Annotated in this window: 17 protein-coding genes; 4 read left to right on the forward strand and 13 right to left on the reverse strand. The window is 71.5% G+C overall.

The features are described from left to right. Positions 1 to 7: 7 nt before the first annotated feature. The 11 genes from A6A06_RS21725 to A6A06_RS43540 form a co-directional block, all read right to left on the reverse strand. Positions 8 to 1,306: a hypothetical protein gene (locus A6A06_RS21725; RefSeq protein WP_073762928.1), complete on the reverse strand. Its 1,299-nt coding sequence runs from the start codon at positions 1,304 to 1,306 to the stop codon at positions 8 to 10. A 1-nt stretch (position 1,307) separates the two neighbouring features. Beyond that, positions 1,308 to 2,834 (reverse strand): right-handed parallel beta-helix repeat-containing protein, encoded by a 1,527-nt coding sequence (locus tag A6A06_RS21730; RefSeq protein ID WP_073762929.1) that lies wholly within the window; start codon positions 2,832 to 2,834, stop codon positions 1,308 to 1,310. A gap of 8 nt (positions 2,835 to 2,842) precedes the next feature. After that, a complete protein-coding gene (locus A6A06_RS21735; protein WP_073762930.1) occupies positions 2,843 to 4,801 on the reverse strand; it encodes an alginate lyase family protein in 1,959 nt (652 codons plus the stop codon). Continuing rightward, on the reverse strand, positions 4,798 to 6,975 hold the full coding sequence (locus A6A06_RS21740; RefSeq protein ID WP_073762931.1) for a bi-domain-containing oxidoreductase: 2,178 nt from the start codon (positions 6,973 to 6,975) through the stop codon (positions 4,798 to 4,800). Before A6A06_RS21740 ends, A6A06_RS21735 begins: the two co-directional genes overlap by 4 nt. A 25-nt stretch (positions 6,976 to 7,000) precedes the next feature. Continuing rightward, complete coding sequence (asnB, locus tag A6A06_RS21745) at positions 7,001 to 8,929, reverse strand: asparagine synthase (glutamine-hydrolyzing) (protein WP_073762932.1); 1,929 nt, start codon at positions 8,927 to 8,929, stop codon at positions 7,001 to 7,003. A gap of 3 nt (positions 8,930 to 8,932) precedes the next feature. Next, positions 8,933 to 10,501 carry a Wzz/FepE/Etk N-terminal domain-containing protein gene (locus A6A06_RS21750; protein WP_073762933.1) on the reverse strand — a complete coding sequence of 523 codons (1,569 nt, stop codon included), beginning with the start codon at positions 10,499 to 10,501 and terminating at the stop codon, positions 8,933 to 8,935. Then, entirely contained in the window at positions 10,498 to 11,895 is a 1,398-nt protein-coding gene (locus A6A06_RS21755) for a Wzz/FepE/Etk N-terminal domain-containing protein (RefSeq protein WP_073763302.1), read from the reverse strand. Before A6A06_RS21755 ends, A6A06_RS21750 begins: the two co-directional genes overlap by 4 nt. Continuing rightward, the gene (locus A6A06_RS21760) at positions 11,892 to 13,163 is read right to left on the reverse strand and encodes a glycosyltransferase family 4 protein (RefSeq protein ID WP_073762934.1); all 1,272 of its coding nucleotides are present in this window, start codon (positions 13,161 to 13,163) and stop codon (positions 11,892 to 11,894) included. Before A6A06_RS21760 ends, A6A06_RS21755 begins: the two co-directional genes overlap by 4 nt. Then, positions 13,153 to 14,490, reverse strand: coding sequence for a nucleotide sugar dehydrogenase (locus tag A6A06_RS21765; protein ID WP_073762935.1), 1,338 nt, complete (start codon positions 14,488 to 14,490; stop codon positions 13,153 to 13,155). The genes A6A06_RS21760 and A6A06_RS21765 overlap by 11 nt, the downstream gene beginning before the upstream one ends. Before the next feature lie 82 nt (positions 14,491 to 14,572). Beyond that, positions 14,573 to 16,051, reverse strand: coding sequence for a sugar transferase (locus A6A06_RS21770; RefSeq protein ID WP_073762936.1), 1,479 nt, complete (start codon positions 16,049 to 16,051; stop codon positions 14,573 to 14,575). 831 nt (positions 16,052 to 16,882) lie between these two features. Then, a complete protein-coding gene (locus tag A6A06_RS43540) occupies positions 16,883 to 17,374 on the reverse strand; it encodes a Gmad2 immunoglobulin-like domain-containing protein (RefSeq protein WP_073762937.1) in 492 nt (163 codons plus the stop codon). A 515-nt stretch (positions 17,375 to 17,889) separates the two neighbouring features. Here A6A06_RS43540 and A6A06_RS21780 point away from each other — a divergent pair. Continuing rightward, a complete protein-coding gene (locus tag A6A06_RS21780; RefSeq protein WP_073762938.1) occupies positions 17,890 to 18,996 on the forward strand; it encodes a serine hydrolase domain-containing protein in 1,107 nt (368 codons plus the stop codon). 88 nt (positions 18,997 to 19,084) lie between these two features. Here the strand turns inward: A6A06_RS21780 and A6A06_RS21785 are convergent, their stop codons facing one another. Both A6A06_RS21785 and A6A06_RS21790 read right to left on the reverse strand, forming a co-directional pair. Next, complete coding sequence (locus tag A6A06_RS21785; RefSeq protein ID WP_079194203.1) at positions 19,085 to 20,494, reverse strand: carotenoid oxygenase family protein; 1,410 nt, start codon at positions 20,492 to 20,494, stop codon at positions 19,085 to 19,087. A 158-nt stretch (positions 20,495 to 20,652) separates the two neighbouring features. Next, the gene (locus A6A06_RS21790; protein ID WP_242440866.1) at positions 20,653 to 21,897 is read right to left on the reverse strand and encodes a PucR family transcriptional regulator; all 1,245 of its coding nucleotides are present in this window, start codon (positions 21,895 to 21,897) and stop codon (positions 20,653 to 20,655) included. Positions 21,898 to 22,256: 359 nt separating this feature from the next. On the opposite strand from A6A06_RS21790, the gene A6A06_RS21795 reads away from it, so the two are divergent. The 3 genes from A6A06_RS21795 to A6A06_RS21805 all read left to right on the forward strand — a co-directional run bounded on the left by A6A06_RS21795 (position 22,257) and on the right by A6A06_RS21805 (position 25,453). Then, complete coding sequence (locus A6A06_RS21795; RefSeq protein WP_073762940.1) at positions 22,257 to 23,102, forward strand: DUF4394 domain-containing protein; 846 nt, start codon at positions 22,257 to 22,259, stop codon at positions 23,100 to 23,102. A 225-nt stretch (positions 23,103 to 23,327) separates the two neighbouring features. Then, positions 23,328 to 24,536, forward strand: coding sequence for an NAD(P)/FAD-dependent oxidoreductase (locus A6A06_RS21800; protein WP_073762941.1), 1,209 nt, complete (start codon positions 23,328 to 23,330; stop codon positions 24,534 to 24,536). Continuing rightward, positions 24,533 to 25,453 carry an RNA polymerase sigma-70 factor gene (locus tag A6A06_RS21805; RefSeq protein WP_073762942.1) on the forward strand — a complete coding sequence of 307 codons (921 nt, stop codon included), beginning with the start codon at positions 24,533 to 24,535 and terminating at the stop codon, positions 25,451 to 25,453. Before A6A06_RS21800 ends, A6A06_RS21805 begins: the two co-directional genes overlap by 4 nt. The last annotated feature ends 28 nt before the right edge of the window (positions 25,454 to 25,481 follow it).

The following is a 25,481-nucleotide window of genomic DNA, read 5'->3' on the forward strand; positions in this document are numbered from 1 at the left end:
TTTGAGGTCACCTCCGATCCCGGGCCCAGCGCGGGACATGTCGTCGTGGGGGTTCGGGCGCCGCGCGGGGCGTGGCCGCGGCGGGTGCCGTCAGCAGTGCGGCGGCCACGGTCAGGTGCAGCAGGTACGGCGAGGCGTCGCCCAGCCCGGCCTCGGTGTACGACGCGATCACGCAGTAGCTGATCAGGAAGATCGCACAGGCCCTCGGCAGCGACGGCGGCCGCAGCAACGCGACGCCGCCCAGCACGACGATGATCGCCGCCACCAGAGCGATGCCGGCCAGCCCCTGCTCGTGGTAGACGGCCAGCCAGCTGTTGTCGATCGGCAGCCCGCCGAACGACTTGTCGCCCAGGCCCACGCCGAACAGCGTCTTCACGGCCGTCCGCGGCGCTGCCAGCAGGGCGTCCCAGACCGTGGCCCGGCCGGTGAGGCTGGTGAGGTTCTCCTGACTCTGGCCGCGCAGGAACCACGCCCGCAGCGCGGAGGCGAACCCCACCGCCGCCACCGCGGCGCACAGCACCGCCCACGTGAAGAACCGGCGGGCGGCGGCGCTGGTCAGGACGAGTGAGCCGATCGCCAACGTCAGCCCGATGAGCAGGCCGAGCGTGGCCGTCCGGGTATGGGTCAGCACGAGCAGGACGAGTGAGGGGACGATGACGACCGCCGCGCCGGCCCGGTCGGTGCGGCGGTCCAGCACGAGCAGCACCGTGAGCCCGATGATCACTGCGGCGTACTGTCCGATCTGCGGCGGGGTGAGCGGCCACAACGCGCCGACGAGACGCCCGCCGTAGAGGTCGGGCATGGCCGCGCCCGGCGAGACCACCGCACCGGCGGCGACCGTCCCGAGCACCGCGAAGTACATCCGGATGTGGTGCCGTACGAACGTCAGGCCGCCGTCCCACCAGCGGCTGAGCAGCCACAGCGTGCCGACGAAGAGAGCCAGCCGGGTGCAGCGGAACAGCGCGCCGAGCCCCGACTCCAGTTGCAGGCTGGAGAGCACGCTCGGCACGAGGAGCAGGGTGAGCAGGAGCAGGAAGGCGCTGGCCCGGATGCGCAGCCGGAGGTTGAGCGCGAGCGCCAGCGTGAACGCCGCGATCAGCGCGCCCATGGTGACGAGCTGGATGAGGGAGCGGGGCAGCGGGATGACGGTCTTCGCCCCGGCGGAGCCGAGCGTGTTGAGGATCAGCAGCCCCCAGACGATCCCCACGGTCTTCGGCACCCCGGCCGGGCGCGCTCCGGCGCCGGGCCGGGTGCCCTGCGTGTCCGCTCCGCCCGGCAGCCCACCGTGCCGCAGGTCCCCGGCCATCTCAATCACCGGCCCGCGGATCGAGGGTGCTGTCCGCGTCCTGCTCGTAGGGCGTGCCCTGCCACTGCCCGAAGTCGAGCACCCGGCTGGGGTCGTGGGCGACGAAGGTCCAGGGGCCGACGTAGACGTTGTCGTGCCAGCGGTTGTGCTGCTTGTGGGTGATCGCCTCGGCCACCCGCTCACCCTGGTACGGCGACCAGTCCGGGTAGGTGCCGTAGTTGGCGAGCACCGCCATCCGGTCGCACTTCGCCGTGCACCCGACGACGGACTTGTCCAGCACGAAGCGGTTGTCGTGGATGTCCACCCGCTGGGTCTTCCACCGGCAGTCGGCGTAGAGCGGTGCGGTGGCGATGGCCGGCCGCGCGCAGCGGCCGGGGTCCCGCACCAGCAATGTGCAGTCACCGGAGGAGGTGTTGGCCGGGCTGTTGCAGAACCGGTCGGCGTTCTCCCACAGGGTGATTCCGGACCAGTTGTTCTCCAGCACGTTCCGATAGATATCGATCTTGTCCGTGCGGGCCTTGACCCGCGGTTCGCCGCCGGACTCGGACAGGTAGACGGTCGCGAACGGGAAGCCGTCGCCGCGGTCGGCGTACCTGCGGCCCTCCACCCGGTTGTTGCGCCGGATCGTGTTCTTCCGGATGACCGCGTTGTAGCTGGTCTCATAGATCAGTGCGGCACCGTCGTTGGCCTCCAGCACGTTGTCCTCGATGCGGAAGTCGTTGTTGTTGGTGTCCGCCCACAATCCGGTTCCGCGGTTGTCGTGCACCCAGTTGCCGCGTACGTCGGCTCCGTCGACGGCCCAGAACTTCACGCCGCCGGTGCAGCCGCAGCCCTCCCGCCGCCGCTCCCAGTCGCCGGTGTTGTTGCCCACGATCTCGTTGCCCTCGACCACCAGAGCGCTGATGCGGCCGCCGTCCTTGTACGCGTTCATGCCGTACTGGCCGTTGCCGCGCAGGCAGTTGGCGCGGACCCGCTGGCGGGCACCGGCCATCAGCCCGGCGCCGGAGTTGTACTGGATCGTCGAGTGCTCGATCACCCACCCGTCGGCCGAGTCGTGGTTGACCACGCCCTCGTCGTGCGGCGCGACGAACCCCTGCACGGTCAGGTGGCGGAGGGTGACGTCGGGGGCGGTACCGCTGAACGCGTACTGGTTCTTCTTCCCGCCGTCGAGCACCGCGCCCGGCGCACCGAGGTAGCGGTTGCCCTTCTTGGGGACGACCTGGGCGTAGCGGTCCGGATCGAGCCGGTGCCGACCCGGCCGGAGCCAGAACATGGTGTCCGGGGGACTGCTCCTGGTCTTCGCGGCCAGGTCGCCGACCACCGCGGGGTCGACCGTCACCGCGCCCGCCGGTGCCTTCGCCGGCCCGGGGGCAGGCTTGGCGCACACCTTGGCCGGGGACGACCGGGCCCCGGACGTGGAGGGCGCGGCGGTCGGCTGCGACCCGGCGCCCGGCGTGCCGACGCAGCCGGACGCCAGCAGTGCCAGTGCCGCCGTCGGCAACGCCCGGTTCCGCCACTTGATCCCCACGCGTCCCCCTAGCCGCGGAACCTGAGTACGGTGGTGAACCCCTGCCCGCCGCCGGTGAAGCCGGTGCCGACCAGCGTCGTGGAGGGTTCCTTGCGCCCGAAGCCGGGGGAGTACCAGCCCAGCGGAGGGCCGGTCTCGCCGCGATGGGCCCGCCAGGACAGCTGTCCGTCCAGGTCGAGCACCGCGCAGCGGTCCTCGCCGTCCCGGGTCCAGGTGAGCGCTGCCCGGTTCCCCACCAGGCCCGCGGTGATCGCGGGGCCGAGGTGGAACGCCAGCCGCACGGCCCGGCGCGGGCCGCGCACCTCGTCGACCACTCGCAGCTCCTTGGCCGCGGCGGTCAGCTCCACCCGGCGGCGGTGCACGGACGGCCGGTAACCGTCGTGCTCGGCGCACCAGCGGGCCACCCCCGTCCCGGACGTGTCCGCGACCAGGACGCGGCTGCGGGCATGCCGGGTCCACAGGAACGGGCCGCCGGAGACGGACTGGTCGCCGCCGTCCAGCTGCACGGTGTTGTGGCCGAGGGTCGACCGGAAGTACCGCCGCCACTCCGGCTGCCCGTGGTAGCAGAACGTCCCCGGGTCGGCGAGCACCTCGACCCCGTCGTGCCGGACCTCCAGGGACAGCGCGTCCGCGTGGGCATGCGCGGCGATGGACAGGAAGCCGTGCGGACCACCGTCGCAGCGGCACCAGATCTCCTCCGGGCCGCGCAGGATGGTCATGCCCGCGTCGGCGAAGTGGCCCGGCCGGGTTGCCGGGCGGACCACGCCCGGCACGGTTGCGTCCTTCGCGTACGGCCGGATGAGCGCGGCCAGCAGCGGGGTGCGCACATCGGTGCCGGTCACGGCCGGCCACCAGGTGAGCCGGCCGAACACCGCTTCCCCGGTGGCCAGCAGCGAGGCCCAGCGGCCGGTACCCGCGCCGTCCAGGACCAGACCGTGACCGTCGTCCGCGTCCCCCTGGCGCGGCGGCCGCAGCCGGCCGTCCACCACGGCCGCGAGCGCGTCGGTCATCCGCAGCAGCACCAGGCGGACGGACGCGGGGACCGGCACACCGGCGGCATCCGCCTCGGCCATCGCGGCCAGGCCGAGCTCCAGCACGAGTCCGTGATATTCGGTGGCCAGCTCGCGGTTGAGGCCGGAGCCGAAGGTGTTGCCGCGCAGGTGCCGCTCCAGCGACCGCAGCGCCCCGGCCCGCCAGCGCGCCGAGGCGGGGAACCACCCGAACGCGCAGGCCGCCGCGAACTGCCCGGCGGCCTCGGCGATGACGTGGTTGTTCGCCGAAGACCCCCGGCTGGGAAAGGCGGCCAGCCAGCGCTGGTGGTGCCAGACCTGCTCCCGCGCCACCGGATTGTCCTCGAACAGCCCGGCCGCCCCCGGCCAGCCGTCGAGCAGCCGGCGGATCCACACCCAGGACAGCAGCCGGATGCCCAGCTCGATGCCGCTGATCCAGTGCACGCCGCGCAGCGGCGGGTTGGCCGCCCACCACGACCGCAGATGCCCGGCCACCCGCTCGGCGTACCGCTCGTTCCCGCTGATCGCGTAGGCGGCGGCGAGCACGGTGAGGTACTGGTGCCGGGACAGCTCCCAGATCTGCTTGATGTCCCCGACCGTCTCCTCGTCCCGGTACGGCACGTCGAAGGCGTGGCCCCACGGGGCCCGGCGCCCGGTCTTCGGGTCGTACCACCAGTCGGGGTCGGCCAGGTCGTCGCGGACCACCCCGAAATACTCGACGTGCCCGGCCATCAGCCGGTCCGCCTCGGCGAGCAGACGTTTCGCGGCGTCCGGAGGTATCGCGGCGATCGTCCCGGCGGGCAGTACCGCGGTGAACCGGGCACCGGCCACGCGCGGGCAGTGCGGCCGCGCCGACCGCCACCGCCGCCTGCGCACCGCGTCGCCCGCCCGGCCGCCGACCTCCCGCGGCCCCATCCGGGACAGGCGCCGCAGGTACCAGCCCGCGTTCATGGTCACGGCGTCCTCGCCAAGGTCACCGGCGCGCCGCCGGCCAGGCCGGACTGCACGGCGAGGGTGGCCGCCGTGGTGGCGACCAGCGACTCCAGCGGCACCGGCATCGGCCCGCCGGTCCGCACGGCCTTGACGAACGCGGCCAGCTCGGCGTTCTGGCCCTTGTCCCGGGCCTTGGGCAGCCGCGAACCGACCCACCGCTTACGGGGGCCGTCGTACACAGCGGCCCGTACGAAGTCGTCGAGCCGCAGCACCTTGCCGTCCGCGACCAGATCCAGCGTCTCCTTGGGGAAGCCGGCCGCACCGGTGGTGACGTAGCTGATCGTGGCGGTGGACCCGTCCGGGTAGCGCAGCACGACCTGCAGGTCCTCGTTGCCGGAGGTGGCGACCGCGTACACCGAGACCGGGTCGGCCCCGAGCAGCCAGCTCGCCGTGTCGATGAAGTGCCCGCCCTCGCCGGCGAACCGCGAGCCCTCGGTGCCTTGCCGGAGATACCAGCTGCCGTGCTGCAACCGGCCCGCGTTCACGAGATAGCGCAGGCTCGCCGGACCGCTCCGGGTGCCGAACCGCTGCCGGGCTTCCCCCAGCAGCGGCGCGAACCGGCGGTTGAAGCCGACCTGCAGCCGGTCGTTGCCGGACTCCTCCACCGCCGCGAGCACGCCCGCGAGGTCGTCCTCGGTGAGGGCCAGGGGCTTCTCCACGAACACCGTCTTGCCGGCCAGCAGCGCTCTTCGGGTCAGTTCGGCGTGCGAGCTGTGCCGGGTGACCACGAACACCGCGTCGATCGACGGGTCGCCGAGCACGGCGTCGAGATCGGTGGTCGCCTCGGCGAAGCCGAACTTCCGCTGCGCGTTGGCCGCGGACAGCGCCGTCGTGGTGACGACCGCCGACAGCGTGACGCCGTCGCGCCGCGCCAGGTGCGGCAGCAGCATCGACGTGGCGTAGTTTCCCGCGCCGACGAACGCGAGACGCACCGGCGTCCCGGCGGGCCGGGCCGGGCCGGGCCGCACGTTCACCGCGGGCACGGCCACCGCGGGGACCTCCGCTTCCCCCGCGTGTTCGGGGTACCGGAACAGCACCGCAACGGCCTTCAGGCCGCCGTCCTTCAGGCGCTGATACGTTTCGACGGCGTCGTCGAAGTCGGCTGTGTGGGAGATCAGGGGCTCCACGTCGACGCTGCCGCGGGCGAGGAGATCGAGGAAGCACGCCAGGTTGCGGCGCTCGGTCCAGCGCACGTAGCCGATCGGGTAGTCCCGCCCTTCCAGCTCGTACTCCGGGTCGTAGCGCCCGGGGCCGTACGACCGGGAGAACCGGACGTCCAGCTCCTTCTCGTAGTACGCGTTCCACGGCAGGTCCAGACGGCACTTGCCGATGTCGACGACCCGGCCGCGGTCCCGGCTCAGCCGGGCGGCCAGCTCGACGGGCTGGTTGCTGCCGCCGCCCGCGGCCAGATACACCTGGTCCACGCCGTGACCGCCGGTGAGTTCGGCGACGGCGGCCTCCACGGCAGGCGACGCGGGATCGCCGCAGGCCGCGGCGCCCAGGCGGTCGGCGAGCCCGCAGCGCACCGGGTCGGGGTCGACCCCGACGACGCGGACGCCCGCGGCGGCCAGCAGCTGTACCACCAGCTGTCCGATCAGCCCGAGGCCGATGACCAGCGCCACGTCGCCGAGCTGCGGCTCGCCGCGGCGGACACCCTGCAACGCGATCGACCCGACGGTGCCGAAGGCCGCGTGCCGTGGCGCGAGGCCGTCCGGCACCCGGGCGTAGAGGTTCTTCGGCACCCAGTTCAGCTCGGCGTGCAACGCGTGCTCGTTGCCGGCGCAGGCCACGAGGTCGCCGACCGCCACATCGTCGATCCCGGTGCCGACCTGCTCGACCACTCCGCACAGCGAATAGCCCAGCGGCGTGTAGGAGTCCAGCTTGCCCATCACCTTGCGGTAGGTGGCGGGCACCCCGTTGGTGGCCACGCTCTGCATGACCTTGGCCACCTGGTCCGGCCGGGAGCGGGCCTTGCCCACCATCGACATGCCGGCCTCGGACACCTTCATGAGCTCGGTCCCGGTGGATATCAGCGAGTAGGCGCTGCGGACCAGCACCCCGCCCGGCTTGCACCCCGGAACCGGCACGTCGAGCACCGCCAGCTCGCCGCTCTTGTAGTTCTGCACGACCTGTTTCACCCGAGCTCCTCTTGTTTCCACACCGTCAAGCTGCCCGGCTCCGGCCGGAGCCGGAGGTCGCGCCGCGATACCAGTACTCAAGGGTCAGCACATGCCACAGATGCTTGGAGAAGTCCCGCTGCCCGGCGGCGTCCTCGGTGACCATGCGTGCCAACGCCTCGCGGCGCAGGATCCCGGAGTTGACGAGCACACCGTCGTGCACCACCTCGCGCACCAGCGGCGCCAGATCCCGGCTCATCCAGGCGCGCAGCGGGGCGCTGAACAGGCCCTTGGGCCGGTACACGATCTCCCGGGGCAGGATCGAGGCGGCCGCCTCCTTGAGGACGGCCTTGCCCTGCCGCCCGACGATCTTGCGGTCGCCGGGTACGGCGAACGCCGCCTCGACCACCTCGACGTCCACGTACGGCACCCGCACCTCGGTCGACGCGGCCATGCTCGACCGGTCCGTGTAGGCGAGGTTCAGACCCGGCAGGAACAGCCGGGCGTCGCCCAGGCACATGCGATTGACGAAGTCGTCGAGGTCGTTGTCCTGGTAGACGTCCGCATGCTCGGTCAGCACGTCCTCGACCGTCCCGGCCAGGTCCGGATCGACCAGGGCGAGCAGCTCGTCCTGGTCGTACATGGTGTAGCTGCGCCGGAACGCGGTCTCCTCCGGCAGACCGGCGAAGGACAGGAACCGCTTCGCGAAGCGCACCGACCGGTATCCCCGGCGGGACGTGGCGACCGGCAGCCGGTCCACGGTCGCGGACAGGCCGCTCCGCAGCGGCCGCGGGATGCGCTGGTAGCGCAGCGCGAGCAGGTTGGCCAGGTGCTTGCGGTACCCGGCGAACAGCTCGTCGGCCCCCATTCCCGAGAGCATCACCTTGACCCCGGCCTCCCGGGCGGCCGAGCAGATCAGGAACGTGTTGATCGCGGCGGGGTCGCCGATCGGCTCGTCCAGGTGGTACGTCATCTGCGGCAGCAGGTCGAGCACGTTCGGAGCGATCTCGATCTCCCGCAGGTCGACGCCGAACCGCTCGGCGACCTGCCGGGCGTAGCGCAGGTCGTCCGGCATCGCCTCGAACCTGGCGTCCTCGGCGCGGAACCCGATCGTGTACGCGGAGATCCCGGGCCGGTCGCGGGCCGCCAGCGCGGTCAGGTAGCTGGAGTCGAGACCGCCGGAGAGGAAGGTGGCCACGGGTACGTCGGAGAGCAGATGGCGCCGGGTCGACGCCTCGACGACGGCGGCGACATCCGGCTGTTCGCCGCTCCGGGCCCGCTCCCGCGCCTCGGCGGCGACGTCCCTGAGACTGTAGTACCGGCCGGTCTCGATCAGGCCGTCGGGTCTGCACCGCAGCCAGCTGCCCGGCGGCAGCTTCTCCGCCTCGCGGAACGCGCAGCGCGAGTCCGGCACCCAGTAGTACAGCAGCGAGGCCACCAGCGCCGCATGGTCCACTTGCAGCGACCCGCCGGTCACGGCGGCGAGCGCCTTGAGCTCGGAGGCGAACAGCAGGCCCGCGCCGCGCCGGAGCAGGAACAGCGGCTTGATGCCGAGCTGGTCGCGGGCGAGCACCAGCTCACCGGTCCGCTCGTCGAAGACCGCGAACGCGAACATGCCGCGCAGTCGGGGCAGGCAGTCGGTGCCCCAGCGCCGCCAGGCCTCCAGCAGCACCTCGGTGTCGGAGGTACCGCGGAAGCGCACCCCGGCGGCCGACAGCTCGGCGCGCAGTTCGGGCGCGTTGTACAGCTCGCCGTTGTACGTGAGGGCGAGGCCGCCCGCGACCATCGGCTGGGCGCCGGTCCCGGACAGGTCGATGATGGCCAGTCGACGGTGTCCGAGGTGCACTTCACCGTCACCGGCGGGGTGGCTGTAGCGGCCCGCCCCGTCCGGACCGCGGTGGGCGAGGATGTGGGTGAGCCGGTCGGTCACGGCCTTCCCGTCCGGCCATCGGTACGTGCCTGCGATGCCACACATGTTCTACCGCGCCTCCTGGTCGCTGCCCGGACCCCGTGCGGCCGACATCGACGGCCGCTCCGTCCGCGACGGGCCTGTTCCGTGCTGCCGGGCCAGCCGTTCCGTACGCGGCTGGCCCGTCCCGAGCTGCCAGGCCAACCGCTCATAAGGGCCGCGCGGCGCCGTGTTCGGTCTGTCCCACAGCGTGCCGTCGGTCCGGTCCCGCGGATCAGGGTCGACCAGCACCACACCGATCACCGGAATGCGCTGGTCCGTGAGCTGCCGCGCCACGGTGTGCAGCCAGGCGGCGCTGCCGTACCCGGCACGTACGACGAGCACGGTCCGGCTGCCGAGGTACCGGAGATCGGTCCACGCGGTGCCGGGCGCGACCGATCCGACGCCGAGCCGCCGCACCTGCGCGGGCACGGCCGCGGCACGCTCGCCGCTGACCACGGCCGGATCGTCCGGCGTCCGGCGGCTGTCGGCGAGATCGGTGCCGGGCAGACCGTCGATGACGACCACCTGCCCCTCCGCCGCCAGTGCCCTGGCGGCGTTCAGGGCGATCACGCTCGTGCTGCGTGCGCAGCCCAGCTCCAGCAGCGACAACGGTTCCGCGGAGCCGCGCGCGGTGCGGGCCAGGGTCACGGTGAGCCGTTCGTACGCCGCCCGGGTCCGACGGAGCTGCCACGGCCCGGCCGGCCGGCGGCGCGTGCGGCGCAGCTCCGCGATGACCGAGGCACCCAGGTTCGCCGCGATCTCCCGGCGCAGTACGGGGCGGTCCGCCACCACGGTGCCGACCGCGGCCAGCACGAGGCCGAGGACGAGACCGAGGGCGAGCCCGATTCCGGCGTTGGTGACAGCGGCCTTGGGCAGGGAGTGCCGCACCGCGCGCGGTGCGTCCACGATCTGCGTGCCGGCGACGAGCCGGGGCGTGCCGGTGCGCGCGTCCGCGGCGCGCTGGTCGAAATCGGAGATCCGCGAGTTGAGCTCGGCCCGGCGGGCGAAGAGCGATTCGAGGCTCGCCGACGCTTTCGGGTCGCTCCCCGGCGACCGGTCTCCGATCGTCTTGTTGACCGTGGTGAGCTCGTCCCGCATGCGGTCCCGCTGGTCGAGCAGGGCCTTGGCCTCGGCCTGCGCGGTTTCCCGCATCCGCCGTACGTGGTCCGCGATGAACGCGTCGGCCAGCGCCTCGGCCCGGGACACCGCTTGCGCGTCGCTGTCACCTGTCACATCGATCTGCAGCAGGTTGTTGGTCAGGCCGGTGCCCCGGTAGTCCTGCAGGAAGTCCTCCGGTTTCGCCGTGGACTTGAGGGACCGCAGGGCCTGGCCGGCGATCCGCGTGGTTCCCAGCAGCGCGACATCGGTGCGGATCAGCGTCCCGGTGTCGTTCGGCTGGTCCTCCTTGTGCGCGACCAGCACCTTGGTCACCGCGGCCGGGGGCGGCGGCATCAGCACCGCCGCCACCCCGCCGACCAGCAGCCCCAGCAGTGCCATGGAGCACCAGAGGCGGCGGCGCCTGCGCACCGCCACCACCAGCGCCTGCAGGTCCAGCAGCGGAGCTGCCGACGGCTCCGAAGCCGTGCTCGTCATCACACCGGACCTCCCGCCGCGTGGCCGCGCACCGCGAGCGACGGGGAGGCGTTCTCCGGAGCACGACCGGCAGACCGCGTCGGACGGGTCCGGACCGGGCCGGCGACGACGGTGCCGACGACCTCGTGCCTGGCGTCCGCACACGCCTCGGCGATGCCCGCGAGCTCCTCCGCGGTCCAGACGCCCATGCTGAGCACGACCAGGGCACCGGACTCGGTGCCGCGGTCCGGCAGCATCGGCCGGGCCACCGAAACCTCCACCACCCGCAGCATGGGCTCTCCCCGGCCCGAAGAGCGCGGGGAAGGATCGTTCAGGGCCTCGGCGACGAGCTGCCCGGCGGCCCGGCGGGCGATCTCGTCGCCGTCCGGGACGACGACCAGCAGACTCCGGGGGGCCGGCAGCCGGTCCCGGAGGCGGGCGCACACCCGCCGGTAGCGGATCCGCCGGCCGGCCTCGTCGCCGGACCTCTGCGGGGCCGGTACGTCCCATCGGGCGTCGACGCCCAGCAACCGGCGGATGCGGGCCCGCGCGTCATGGTCTTCCGCCCGGTGCGCGCGCGGTTCACCGGGTACGTCGACGGTACCCAGCAGCGTCGAGCCCAGCGCCGCGGCGATCTCCGGCCCGGTGCGCAGCCGGCGGTTGACCCGTGCGGCGGCGAGATGGCCGATGACCGCGAGCAGGAAGAACAGCAGTGCCCCGGCGACGATGAGCTGCATCCTCGTCGGCGGCTCCTCGCCGGTCGGCCGGGGCGCCGGCCCCATGACGACCAGGCCGGACCTGTTGGCCGCCGGGTTGGCCTCGTCCAGCCTCTTCATGGCCTCCTGCAGCGCGGTGCGCAGCTTTTCGAGCGCCGTGCGGGCCTGCACGCTCTCCACGCTCCGCCCCGGACCGGCCGCATTGGCCAGGTCGGTGATGCGGCGGTTGGTCTCCGCCACCTTCTGCCGCAGCGCCTCGGGCCCGGTGGCCGCTTCGGGGTCGGTGGTGCTCCCCGTGACGCGCGCGGCGAACGCGACGAACTGCTGGGCCACCCGGTCGGAGAGCTGCTGAGCGCGCTCCGGGGTGTCGGCCGTACCCGAGATCTTGATGATGTTCCCGTCGGCGGCCTTGGCGCTCACCCGGCCCCGCAGATCGCTGCCGCTGACGCCCGCCCAGCCGAGCCTGGCGGCCGCGCGGTCGACCACCGACGAACTGGCCGCGATCTCCACCTGGGTCAGCAGCTCGCGCTCCTCCCACTGCCCCGGCAGCAGTACCGACGCCGACGCCGTGTACCGCGGCGGAAACAGCACCGAGGCGCCGAAGCCGACGAGCGCGCCCACGACGGCGAGGACGGCGAGCAGCCGCCGACGCCGCTGGAGAATCCGCCCGATCGTGACCAGGCGTATCGTGTCCTCGCTCAACGGTGCGGCCACCTCCGTGCCCGGCCCCGGGCCGGGCCGCCCGCCGCCACCGGAGCGCGGTCACGGCAGGCGGCGGCGTAGGCGGCGAGCAGGGACCGCTGGGAGTTCCGCCAGGAAAGCTGCCCGCCGATCCGCTCCTCGCCGATCTTGCCCATCCGGGCCCGCCGCTCCGGATCGTCCAGCAGCAGCGCGATGAGCCCGGCGAACGCGGCCTCGTCGTTGGCGGGCGCGTAGACGGCGGCGTCACCGGCGGAGACCCGCGCCTCCCGGAGGTCGAACGAGACGATCGGCCGGCCCATCGCCATGTACTCCAGGACCTTGTTCATCGTCGACACGTCGTTGAGCGGATTGCGCGGGTCGGGGGAGAGGCACACGTCCGCGGTGGACAGGTAGCGCACCAGGTCGGCGTCCGGAACGCGCCCGGTGAACCGCACGTGATCGGAGAGTCCGAGCCGCCGGGACAGTTCCACCATCGCGTCGAAGGCGTCGCCCGCGCCGACGAACACCGCATGCCAGTCGGTCCGCCCCTGCTCGTCGCGGAGCTTCGCGAGGGCCCGCAAGGCGTAGTCGACGCCGTCCTGAGGCCCCATGACGCCTAGGTAGCACAGCAGATGAGGCTTGCCGCGCTTCAGCTCCGGCTCGGGCGGTACCGGTTGGAACCGGTCGGTCGCGGGCGCGCTGCGCACCACGAAGACGTCCTCCGGACGTCGGCCGCCACGGCGCACCGCGACGTCCCGGTAGCTCTCGTTCGTGGCGAGGACGATGTCCGCGGCCCGGTAGGTGAATCGTTCCAGCGCGCACACGGCGCGGTAGAGCAGATCCTCGCCGCGGTCGAACCGGGAGAGGTACAGCTCGGGTACCAGGTCGTGCTGGTCGAAGACGAACCGCGCGCCGCGCCGCTTCAGCCACAGCGCCGGAAGGAACAGCAGGTCGGGCGGATTGCAGGCGTGGACCACGTCGACCGGCCCGGCCTTGCGGGCCAGCCGGGCCGTGTGCCACAACGCCGATCCGTACTCCCGCAGATAGCCTGCCGGACCGCCGGTGGCCGCGCGCAACGGGTAGCGGTGGATGCGTACGCCGTCGATCACCGCCTCCGGCTCCGTGTCCCGCTTCTCGCCCCGGGGGCAGATGACGTGCACCGTCCAGCCCGCGTCGCGCAGCGTCGTGCACTCCTGCCACACCCGCCGGTCGAACGGCACCGACAGGTTCTCCACCAGGATCAGCGCGCGACGGGCGGGCCCGTCGCCGCTTCTCACGTCACCAAGCAAGGCCCACGTACCCCGGTTCGGCCCGGCGCGCCTCGGCGTCGGGAAGGTGGATGAGGTCGACGATCACCGGGCCGTCGCCGCCATGGGGCAGCGCCGACAGCACGGCCGGGTCCCTGGTACCGACCAGGCACACCTCGGCGTGTTCGAGCACTTCGCCGACGGAGTCCGCGAGCAGCTGCGCGAGGTGCGGCAGCCGGGTCTCGATGTACTCACGGTTCGCGCCGAGCAGCCGGGACAGGCTCACGTTGGCGTCGTAGATCTTCAGGTCGTAGCCCTTGCCGAAGAGCCGCTCCGCCAGCTCGACCAGCGGGCTCTCGCGGAGGTCGTCGGTGCCGGGCTTGAAGGACAGCCCGAACAGGCCCGCCCGGCGTTTGCCGGTGCGCTCGACCAGCTCCACCGCCCGTTGCAGATGCGCGGAGTTGGAGGGCAGCACATGGGCGAGGATGGGTACGGAGACGTCGGCCCGCTGCGCCGCGTGGACCAGGCTGCGCAGGTCCTTGGGCAGGCAGGAGCCGCCGAAGGCGAAGCCGGGCCGCAGATAGGCGGGGCTGATGTTCAGCTTGCGGTCGGCCAGGAACACATCCATCACCTGGTGCGAGTCCACCCCGAGCGCCTGGCACACCGCGCCCAGCTCGTTCGCGAAGCCGATCTTGAGACCGTGGAACGCGTTGTCCGCGTACTTGATCGCCTCGGCCGTCGGCACCGGCACCCGGAACACCTCGCCGGGCAACCCGCCGTACAGCGCCAGCACCGCGTCGCCGCTCGCCCGGTCGAACTCGCCGATCACGGTCTTGGGCGGATCGTAGAAGTCCCGCACGCTCGTGCCCTCGCGCAGGAACTCCGGGTTGACCGCGACCCCGAAATCCGCCCCGGCCGTGCCGCCGACGTGCTTCTCCAGGATCGGCACCAGCAGATTCAGACAGGTGCCCGGAAGCATGGTGCTGCGGAACACGACCGTGTGCCGCCCGCCGCGCCCGCCGAGCCCTCCGCGTTCGGCCAGCACGGCGCCGATCTGCTCGGTGACCCGCTCCAGATACGTGGTGCACAGGCTGCCGTTGGGCTCCGACGGCGTGCCCACGCAGACCAGCGACACCTCGCTGCCCATGACCGCCTCGCGGACGTCGGCGGTGGCGCGCAACGCCCCGGTTCGCACGACCTCGGCGATGAGTTCGCCGATCCGCTCCTCGACCACCGGGGCCTTGCCGTCGTTGACCAGGTCGACCTTCACCTGGTTCACGTCCACCCCGATGACCTCGTGGCCCATGCCGGCCAGGCACGCGGCCGACACGCAGCCCACGTAGCCGAGCCCGAAAACGCTGACCCTCATGACCCTTCTCTCCCCCCAGGCAGGCCCTCCCGGCCTGCGGTCCGCGCGCCGGCCGGGCCGTTGAGCCGCAGCCTTCCGCGCATCAGTAGGCCCCTTGCCCGTAGAGCACCGCACGCAGCGTCTTCCACAAGATCACTGCGTCCAGGGCGAGCGACCAGTCCTCCACGTACCGCAGGTCCAGCCGGACCGCTTCCTCCCACGGGAGGTCGCTGCGTCCGCTGATCTGCCACAGGCCGGTGAGCCCGGGTTTGACCAGCAGCCGCCGCCGGATGTCCGGGCCGTACGCGGCTGACTCCTCCGGCAGCGGAGGCCGCGGACCGACGAGCGACATCGATCCGGTGAGCACGTTGAAGAGCTGCGGGAGCTCGTCGATGGAGTACCGGCGCAGCACTGCTCCCACCCGGGTCACCCGCGGGTCCCGGCGGAGTTTGAACAGCAGCCCCGCGCCCTCGTTGCGGTGGGCCAGCCCGGCACGTGCCGCGTCGGCCCCCGTGACCATGGTGCGGAACTTGAAAATGGTGAACTCGCGGCCGTCCTTGCCGACTCTGCACTGGCGGTAGAACGCCCCGCCCCGGCTGTCCATCAGCACCAGCAGCGCGACGAGCACCATCAGCGGCGCGAACAGCATCAGCAGAACCGCCGCGCCCATCCGGTCGACGACCTCCTTGACGGCCCGGCGGCCCCCGGTGAACGTCGGCATGCTGACCCGCAGCAGCGGGATCCCGAGCACCGCATCGACGTGCAGCCGCGGGCCGGCCACCTCCATCAGCACGGGGGCCACGACCATCTCGGCGTCGCTGCCTTCGAGGTTCCAGGCCAGCCGCTGCAGCCGGTCCGGTGACCAGTGCGGATCCGGTGTGACGGCGACGACACGGTAGCCGTCACGGCGGACGTGGCCCGCGACGTCCGTCAGTTCACCGACGACCGGCACTCCGTCCAGATGGTCACCGTCGAGCCCGTGACCATCCGTCGTGCACACCGCATCCACCCGCCAGCCGAGATGCGGGAACTTGCGGGCGCGGGTGATCAGGTCGCGCACGGTGGCCGGGCTCCCGGCAGCGAGCACCGGTCTCAGGCACCGGCCTTGCTTGCGCTGTTTGTGCAGCCACAGCCGCAGCAGATACCGCGCGGTCATGGTGGTGAGCGCGACCGCGGGGATCGCGACGAAGATCCAGAGCTTGATGTTGCGCGAGGTGAGGGCGATCCCGCCGAGCGCCAGGACGACGGCCGCCGCGAACAGTGAGCGGCCGAGCCGGCGGAATTCCTCGGCCCCCTGGCCGAGCACGGCCGGAGCCCACGCCCGGCTCACCGCAAGCGCTCCCAGCACCAGCAGCTCGGTACCGAAGGCGAGAATGCCCCATTTCTCGTGCCAGTTGGCCGCGTCCCGGGCCCCGAAGAAGATACCGATGGCTGCCACCACGACGGCGGTGGCGACGGAATCGCTGGTCATCACGGTACGGCGGTACCGCAGCTCCCAGTCGATCGCGGGCTGATCGCTTGCCCCGTTCGCCAGACGCCCGCGCGCCGACGGAAACGGGTTGACTAATCCCCCCTGTTGCACAGAACCCCCCGGGTCGCCAGTGGTTCGACGTGTTCGCCCAGCAACGTTCCTCGCCCCGGGAGGTCCCCGCCCCCCGTGTGATGTTCCGGCTTTTCCAGCGCTACTCGAACCCACCCTGGCGCTGTGGACGCGCACGTCCTGTCAGACTGACGAGGTGCGCGGGAATCCGTCGAAACCGCAGGTGCTCCCCACACCCGAAGTCCCTCTCGGACCCCAAGAATTGATCACCCCACGTCTGGCGCCGGTGATGCGTTTGCTGGCTGTGTGCAGCGCCGGACCTATAGATCATCATTGGTCGCTTCGTGTCCGAACATCTGAAGCACGGTCAATCTAGAGCATCGAGGCCGATAAGAAGAGGGGTGATGTGTGGAATTTGTGCCCAAGGTGCGGAAGGGGACCTACCGGTCTGTGACCGCCTACGGGGCCTTGACGGCGACGGTGCGCCGTGTGACCTGGGATGACGGGAGTTGACGGGGCTGCCGGTACCGGCGTCCGGGAGGCGTCCTGGCGCTGGGGCCCGGATCGCGATCCTGTTACTGAGGAGTCGTCAGCATGCTGACGCAGACGGCAAGTTGGTAAATCGGTCATGTCCATGGCGTTGCCTCCTCGCGGCGGAAGCACCGGACCGTCGGTGATCGAGGTCTCGAAGTGCCGTCTCACTCACGTCACGGCAAGTGCACAGCCGGGGGAGGCGATGGGGAAGGGGCCGAACGGCCCCCGGAGCAAACGGATCGCCCCCGGCCCTGAGGGTGGGCCGGGGGCGGCGGAGCAGGGGCCGGACAAGGCGGGCGAGCGCTGTGCGAGCAGTCACCCGCCTACAGCCCGCCGGTGTCAGGACCCGATCGGAATGCGGAGCACCTGACCCGGAATGATCTTGTCCGGGTCCGCTATCTGATCCGGGTTCGCCCGGACGATGCGCTGGTACAGGGACGGGTCACCGTAGAACGCCTTGGAGATGGACGACAAGGTGTCGCCCTTCACCACCGTGTGCTCGCGGTATCCGTAGTAACCACGGACGATACGCGGACCGTAAATCACCGGTACGGACACGAGATTGATTTCGCTGCCGTCCTTGGGGCTGATTTCGAAGACCTGGACCAGCAGCCGGTCGAGCTTGAAGGCGGCGCGCGCGACGTCGGCCTGAACCTGGAACTGTCCGTGTTCCCCGGAGCCACCCCCGACATTGAAATGGCCGCTGACCTCGTCGTGCCCGTCGCCGACACGGTACTGCAGGGTGGCCTCGAAGCCGGTGCCGATACCGCCGATCTGTACCGGGTTGCCGACCAGGTCGAGCTTACGTGGTTGATCAATGCGGTTGGTCATGGAACCTCCTCGGTCGAAGGCTGTCGGGCGTACTCTCAGGACCCCGGCCGCCGGCGTCAAGCCGGTGCTCCGCCGAGGGAGGGAAAGGCGCCATCCGCTCCCGTCGGCTCCACCGCCTTCGGCTTACGGATCAACGTCAACGGAGGTCTGTGGCACACGAGGAGCCTGTGCCGCAGGGGGAGCCGGCCTGGCCATGGCCGGCGGGAAGATTCGACGCCGTTGCGGGAGATGTGTGCGAGGCGGGCGATGCGGGAGAATACTCCGCCCCGGGGAAGCACCTCCGCAGGTGCTTTTAGCCGTACGCCTCGCCCGCGAAGACAGGGGAACTGTCTTGGGCATATCGTCTCAGCCTTTCCCGGCCGTATAGCGCAATGAAGCCCGCATCAGATGAAGGACTCAGGTCTGCATGAATCGCCTGTGGTCAGGCCGTCTCCATGACCTCGGGCAGGCATTTCGAGCCGTCCCGCCGGGAATTCGGTTGACCGGGCCGCTCCGGTGCGGGATAGCTTCCGCGTATGGCCGAGATTCAGGGTTTCTACGACGATCTGTTCACCGCGGTACCCGGCGTGCTGGCCGCGTTGCTGGACGCCGGAGACGCGGGCGCCTCGGCGGCGGTCTTCGTCGACGGCGAGCCGGTGGTGGATGTCTGGGGAGGATTCGCCGACGCGGACCGCACGGTCTTGTGGCAGCGCGACACGATCGCAGGCGTGTGGTCCGTCACCAAGACGATGACGGCGCTGTGCGCCCTCGTCCTGGCCGACCGCGGCGACCTCGACCCGGACGTGCCGGTGGCCCGGTACTGGCCGGAGTTCGCCGCGGCGGGCAAGGACGGGGTGCTGGTGCGGCACCTGCTGGCGCACACCGCGGGCCTGCCCCACTGGGAAGGGCCGGTCGAGGAGCTGTACGACTGGCCGGCCGCCACGGCGCGGCTCGCCGCGCAGGCTCCGCAGTGGGAGCCGGGCACCGCGGCCGGGTACCACTCGCTGACCCAGGGATTCCTCGTGGGCGAGGTGGTGCGCCGGATCACGGGCCGCAGCGTGGGCGAGTTCTTCGCCGACGAGGTGGCCGGGCCGCTGGGCGCGGACTTCCGCATCGGGCTGTCCGCCGAGCACGACCACCGGGTCGCGCTCTCGGTCCCGCCGCCGTCGCGGGACGAGGACCACCTCGCGAGCGCGCCCGGCAAAGCCGCGGCCTCCGCCGCCGGGACCGGGATCCGGGTCCGTGACGGGAACAGCGTCGCCTGGCGCCGCGCGCAGATCCCCGCGGCGAGCGGATTCGGCAATGCCCGCTCGGTCGCTCTCGTGCAGTCGGTGATGGCGTGCGGGGGAACGGTGCGCGGTGTACGGCTGCTGTCGCAGGCGGGCTGTGACCGTGCGTGGCAGGAACAGTTCCGCGGCGAGGACCGCATCCTGGGCATGTCGATGCGCTACGGCCTGGGGTACGGCCTGTTCGGCAGCACCTACGGCTGGGGCGGTTGGGGCGGCTCGATGGTCATGATCGACCCCGACGCCCGCATGGTGGTGGCGTACGTGACGAACCAGATGCGCGAGCCCGGGGACGACAACCGCGGGCTGGAGGTCGTGATGTCCGCCTACGACGGAATCGCGGCCCTGCGCGGCTGACGCGCATGACCAGCAGTGACCGGCTGCGGCGGCGTTGTCGGCTTCGTTCTCGGCGGCTGCGTGCGTGCGCAGCCGCGCACGTGCCGTCTCAATCCGGCTGTCGGCCGTCCCGGCTCCGGGGTGCTGTGTCGTTCGGGGTGCCGGGTATCCAGTTGCCGTGGAAGCCCGCCGGTATGCGGACGGGGACGTGGATCTCGGCGACCGGGGCGGCGCTGACGTCGGCGGCGTCCAGGATGGCCAGGTAGCCGGTGCCGCGGGAGCGGTCGTGGGCGAACGTCAGGAGATAACCGTCGTCTTCCTGACCGGGGGTGGCGGGGGAGCGGGGGACGAAGACGGGCTCTCCGCAGAGGTGGCCGGCGGGGAAGCGGTGGGTGCTGCGCAGGGCACCGCGGGCCAGGTCGTACTTGTGGATCTCGGTGTGCCGGGGCTCGGCGTCGAGGGTGAATCCGGCGGTGTAGCCATAGCGGTGGGGCAGGCCGATACCGGTGTCGGCGATGCGGGGGTATTCGCTGGGCGTGTCGTCCAGCGGGGTTTCGGTGACCTTGCCGGTGGCCAGGTGGAGCACCCACTGGTGGAGGGCGGGCAGGCCCCCGCTGAGGTCCTGTGGCCCCTGGCGCCACAGGGCCGGGACGCGGGTGCCGGTGAGGGTGATCGTTCCGTCGCTCTCGAAGGCGTTCATCGTGTGCCAGACGTAGCAGGGCGCGATGTCGAACCACCGTACGCAGGCGTCCTCCTCGGCCCGGGGCAGGATGCCGAAGCGGGCGCGGTGTCCGTCGTCCCACCGCCAGGGCGGGCCGCCCGTGGCAGCCCGGTCGGCGTCGAAGACGACGGGCAGATCCATGAAGACGACGTGGCGGGCGGTGAGGGCGAAGTCGTGCATCATGACCGCCCGCGGCAGGTCCACGGTCTGCTTCTGGAGCACTTCGCCCGCTGCGGAGGCCCGGTAGTAGGTCAGGTACGGCGGCCGGAGGCGGTAGCCGAAGAAGTGCAGCTCCCCGGTGCGGGGGCAGGTCTTGGGGTGGGCGGTCATGGGGGTGGTGAGCGCCCCGTCGAAGGTGAAGACCCCGAGGGTCGCCAGGTCGGGGGTGACTTCGTAGGGGAAGCCGCCTTCTTCGAGGGCGAAGAGCCGGCCGGCATGGGCGATCAGGTGGGTGTTGGCCGTGGTGACGCGGTAGTCGATCCGTGAGGTGGCCGGATCGAAGGCGAGGGCGAGGCGGGAGGCGCCCGGCGCCGCGTACAGCGGGGTGCGCACGTACCGGTTGCGGTACCAGGCGGCGCGGCCGTCGGCCAGCGCGATGGTGTGGATCATGCCGTCGCCGGCGAAGAAGTGGGGCGACCAGCCGGTGCGCGGGTTGGGCCCGTTGCGGAAGTACTGGCCGCACAGCTCCTTGGGAACGGTGCCGGTCACCGCGCTCGGCCGGTGGGTGACCTCGGCCGCGATCGGCGCGTTGTTGCCCGCGAGGTGCAGGGGTGCGGGGGAACCCGATGGCATCGTCATCTGCGGTCTCCTGCCGTGGGGTGGTGCGGCCAGGGTCCCGCAGTCGGCTTTCCGACGGCAGTCTTGTTCTTTTCGCGCGCTTCAGCCGCCCCCACGGCACGGCATGGTTCCTTCGTGGCGGCTGCAAACACTGATCGGCATGTGTGGAGCGGTGGGGTTCAGCGCCACGCTCCCGAGAGGCGCCGGGTGACGACCGCGCTGAGCGTGCGCACGCCCCGCGTCGAGCCGGGGTCGATGCCGGTGAGTTCCCGTACCCGGCGGAGGCGGTAGTCCAGGGTGCGGGTGTGGACGTTGAGGGCGGTCGCCGTGGCGCCGCGGTGCATGTCGTGGCGGTAGTACGCGTCGAGGGTGACGAGCAGGTCCGGGCCGGAGTCCAGTCGCCGGGCCACGTCGCGCAGCCATGCGTCGGCGAACGGCACGTCCACGACGGCGAGTTCGACGAACACATCGGCCAGGGTGTGCGGCCGGAGCCGGGCGGACGCCCGGCTCAGCGGGGCGGCCCGGCTGATCTGCCGGGCCCGGTCGAGGGCGTCGGCCAGTTCGGGCAGCGGTGCGGTGGCGGTGCCGACGGCGCAGGGCCGGCCGAGGGCCTGGGCGAAGTCCTGTACGAGCTGGAACAAATGGTCGGGGGCGAGATCGGGTATGAGGTCGAGAACGGTATGCGGAGGTTCGGTTTCCGCTCCCGCCGTGCCGGAAATCAGAGGAATCAGAGCAATCAGCTCACCGCTTCCGTCTCCGTCCTCCGGGCCCCACATGACGGGTACCCGGTAACTTTTCACCAATGTCTCGATCTCGTTTTCCAGGAACCGATCTTCGGCGGGGCGGTTCGGCATCCGGAATATCGTCACCGCCCAGTAATGCGGCAGCTCGATGCCGACGGCAGAGGCGAGTTCCAGCGAAATGGGATCTCCGTTCAGCAGTGACCGGGTCAGCAGGGAGACCTGCTCGACATACCGCATCCGGCGCCGCAGTCCCCGTACGAATCCCTGGCGGTAGGCGCCGATGCCGCGTTCACCCTGCGGGGCGAACCAGTGCATCATGCGCATGAGTTCCTCGACACCGCTGCCGCGCTGGGCCTCGGTCGCCTCGTTGATCTCGCGCAGCATGAGCGCGGTGTGCAGCCACAGGACCCGCTGCCGCGTGTCGAGCGACATTCCCGCCGTGGCCCGCAGCTCCCCCATCGATGCGATGTGGCTGAGATCGTCGAGGGACAACGCGCTGTTGTCCGGCGACAGTTCGACGGTCCGGTGCCGGAGCCACAGGGCGTGCTCCAGCGTCCTGGCCCGTGCCCGGGGGTCCTTGTCCAGGAATCCGAACTCCGGGATCTCGCGCGCGTACGCCTCGACCTCCCGGCGGGCGTTGGTCGATACCTGCCGGGCCAGTTCGACGAAAAGGCTCCCCACGGGCACGAGCATGCCCGCCCGAGCGAACCGGCCGACAGGCGGGATCCGGACGGCGTTCGTCACTGCGCATAAAACGGCGGCAAGTATATCGACCAGACCTTTGTCACAGTGCGCAAAATTCCCGGATCGGGGCGTTCTCGTCATCTCTTCCGCTTGTGGAGGAGCCGTGAAGTGGCCTTAATGAGAGCCACGTACACGCCCGTGGGGAACGCCGCGGCAGTCATTCTGAGCGCGACTCCGATATGACTTTGGTAATCGGTACGGGCGGATGTGCGGGAATTCTCGACCAGGCGCCGCGCGACGGTGCCCGCCCAAACCGGAGGGATGCTCCGATGAAAGCAAACGCGAAAAAGAGAATCATGGCGGCAGGCGTGGTCATGGTCACGTCGGCAACGCTCATGTTCGGCGTACCGGGCAGCGGTTCGGCTGCGCCGGCCACCCCCAGCCTGAATGCGTTCGGGATCAGCGCCAACGGCAAGCTGATGGCCTCGTTCACGACCGACCGGCCGGACATCCTCGGCTGGGTCAAGGCCGTCACCGGCCTCAGCGGCGACACGAGCCTGATCGGGATCGACTTCCGCGTGCAGGACGGCCTGCTGTACGGGGTCGGCAACAAGGGCGGCATCTACACGATCAAGACCCCGCCGGCCACCAAGGAAGTCGTGGTCACCAAGGTGTCCCAGCTCCAGTACGACCTGCGCGGCACGGCGTTCGGCGTCGACTTCAACCCGGCGGCCGACCGGCTCCGCGTGATCAGCGACAACGGCCAGAACCTGCGGCACAACCTCAACAACCACACGACCGTCCAGGACCAGAACCTCAACACCCCGCCGGACGAGGGCGCGACCAAGGGCGTCACCGCCGCCGCGTACACGAACAACGACGTCGATGCGGCCACGGCGACCACCCTGGCCGACATCAACACGCTCAGCGACCAGGTCGTCCTCCAGTCCCCGGCCAACAGCGGCACGCTCGTCCCGACCGGCAGCCTCGGCGTCGACGCCGGGCTCAACGCCGGCCTGGACATCTACAGCACGCTGTCGAAGGGGAAGACGGTCGACAACGCCGCCTTCGCGACCCTCACCCCGTACGGCGCCAGCACCTCGTCGCTGTACAGCGTCAACGTCTTCACCGGCCAAGCCACGGCCATCGAGCAGTTCCCGCTGGAGATCACGGACCTGGCCATCAGCCTCACCGGCAGCTGATCCCGCCGGTCATGTCCGCGCCGCGGTCCGGCCACCACCGGACCGCGGCGTTTCACCTGCCGGAATCCGGCAGATCGCGCGGGGAGACATCGCCGTACCGGCCGGGCATCCCGCCGCCGGGCAGGCTGTGTCGCGCATCACACCGGCCTCGTGTCACGGACGGGGCGGCTCCCTCCATCTGGTGGTCGTCAACAACGCGCAGCGGATACAGAGACGGGCGAAGCGATGAGCACACAGCACGAAGCCGGCCGGGCGACCACCCACCGCGTTCTGATCCTGGGGGCGGGTTACGCGGGCACGGCCGCCGCGACGCAGCTCGCGGCTCGGGCCGGTCGGCGTGAGGACGTGCAGGTGACCCTGGTCAATGCGCAGGAGCGGTTCACCGAGCGGCTGCGGCTGCACATGACGGCGACCGGACAGCAGCTCGCCGAGCTGAGCATCCCGGAGCTGCTGGAGGGCACGGGCGCGCGGTTCGAGCGCGGCTGGGTGACGGCGGTGGATGCGGACGCGAAGACGGTGCGGATCGACGACGACCGGGTTCTGCACTACGGCACGCTGGTGTACGGGTTGGGCAGCGTGGCCGACACGGTGGCGGTGCCCGGAGCCGAGGGGCACGCGTACTCCCTGGACAGTGCCCGGGACGCCGAGGTGCTGGCCGGTCGGCTGGCGCTGCTCGACAGCGGCACGGTGGTGGTCGGCGGCAGCGGACTGACCGGCGTCGAGACGGCCGCGGAGATCGCCGAGCAGCACCCGGAGCTGAACGTCGTGCTGCTGGGCCGGGCCGAGCCCGGTGCGGCCATGAATGCGAAGGCCAAGGCGTATCTGCACAATGCGCTCGAACGGCTGGGTGTCCAGCTGCGCAGCGGGATCGAGGTGGCGAAGGTGCTGCCCGGCGGGGTCGAGCTGGCGGGCGGAGAGAGCATCGCCGCCGATGTGGTGGTGTGGACCAGCGGTACGCGGGTGTCGCCGCTGGCGGCCGCCGCCGGGCTGACCGTCGACGAGCGCGGCCGCATCGTCACCGATGCCGCACTGCGGTCGGTGTCGCACCCGGGCGTGTACGCGGTGGGCGACGCGGCCGCGGTCCGCCAGGGCTACGGAGTCATGCACGGCACCTGCCAGGGCGGCATGCCGACCGGTGTGCACGCCGCGGTGTCGATCGTCCGCGCGCTGAAGGGCAAGCAGCCCAGGCCGTTCCGCTTCGGCTACTACCACACGCCGGTGAGCCTGGGGCGGCACGACGCGGTGGTGCAGTTCACCCGCCCCGACGACAGCCCGCGGCGCATTCATCTGACCGGCCGTACGGCGGCCCGGTATAAGGAGACGGTGACTGCCTCGCCCTGGCCGACCTACGGCCGTATGAAGAAGATGCCCGCCTCGGGCGCGTTCTGGCCCCGCGGCGGCCGCTTCACCCGCATCGTCCGGGAGGCGCGGTGACGTACCTGGCCGCGGACGCCGACCAGCAGGTGTTCCAGCGGCATCGGACCCTGCTGTTCTCGGTGGCGTACCGCGTCCTCGGCAGCGCGGCCGACGCCGAGGACGCGGTCCAGGACGCCTGGATCAAGTGGTCGGCCGCCGACCGCTCGCAGGTGAGCGACCCCAAGGCGTATCTGGCGCGGATCGTGTCGAACCTGGCGCTGGAACGGCTGCGGTCCGCGTGGCACCAGCGTGAGACCTACGTCGGGCCGTGGCTGCCGGAGCCCATCCTCACCGGCGGGGACGCCGCCGAGGCCGTCACGGACGCCGAGTCGGTGTCCATGGCGATGCTGGTGGTACTGGAGACGCTGAGCCCGCTGGAGCGCGCCGTGTTCGTGCTGAGGGAGGTCTTCGGCTTCAGCCATGCAGAAATCGCGGAGGCGGTGGAGCGCTCCGAAGCCGCGGTCCGGCAGGCCGCGCACCGTGCCCGCGAGCACGTGCGGGCCCGGCGGCCGCGCTTCACGGCCGACCGGTCGCGGCAGCGGCAGGCCACCGAGCGGTTCTTCGCCGCCGCGACCGGTGGCGACATCAACACCCTCATGGAGCTGCTGTCCCCGGACGTCACCCTGTGGACCGACGGCGGCGGCAAGGTCCGCCAGGCCCTGCGCCCGGTGGTGGGCGCGCACACGGTGGCCGGCTGGTTCGCGGCCATCGGCACGGTCACGTACCAGGGCGTCGAGCCGGCCGACATGCGCGCCGAACTCGTCGGGATCAACGGCGGACCGGGCATCCTCTTCAGCGCTCCGGACCGGGTGATCGCCACGGTCACCTTCGACTTCGACGCCGACGGCCGCATCACCGCCATCCACAACATGGCCAACCCGGACAAACTCCGGGCCATCGCCGACGGCACCACTCACGATGTCGGTACGCGGTGAGCCGTGAGGCTTTCGCCGAGGAGCACGT

The sequence above is a fragment of the Streptomyces sp. CB02923 genome, assembly GCF_001905005.1.
In the GTDB taxonomy this organism is placed as follows: Bacteria; Actinomycetota; Actinomycetes; order Streptomycetales; family Streptomycetaceae; genus Streptomyces.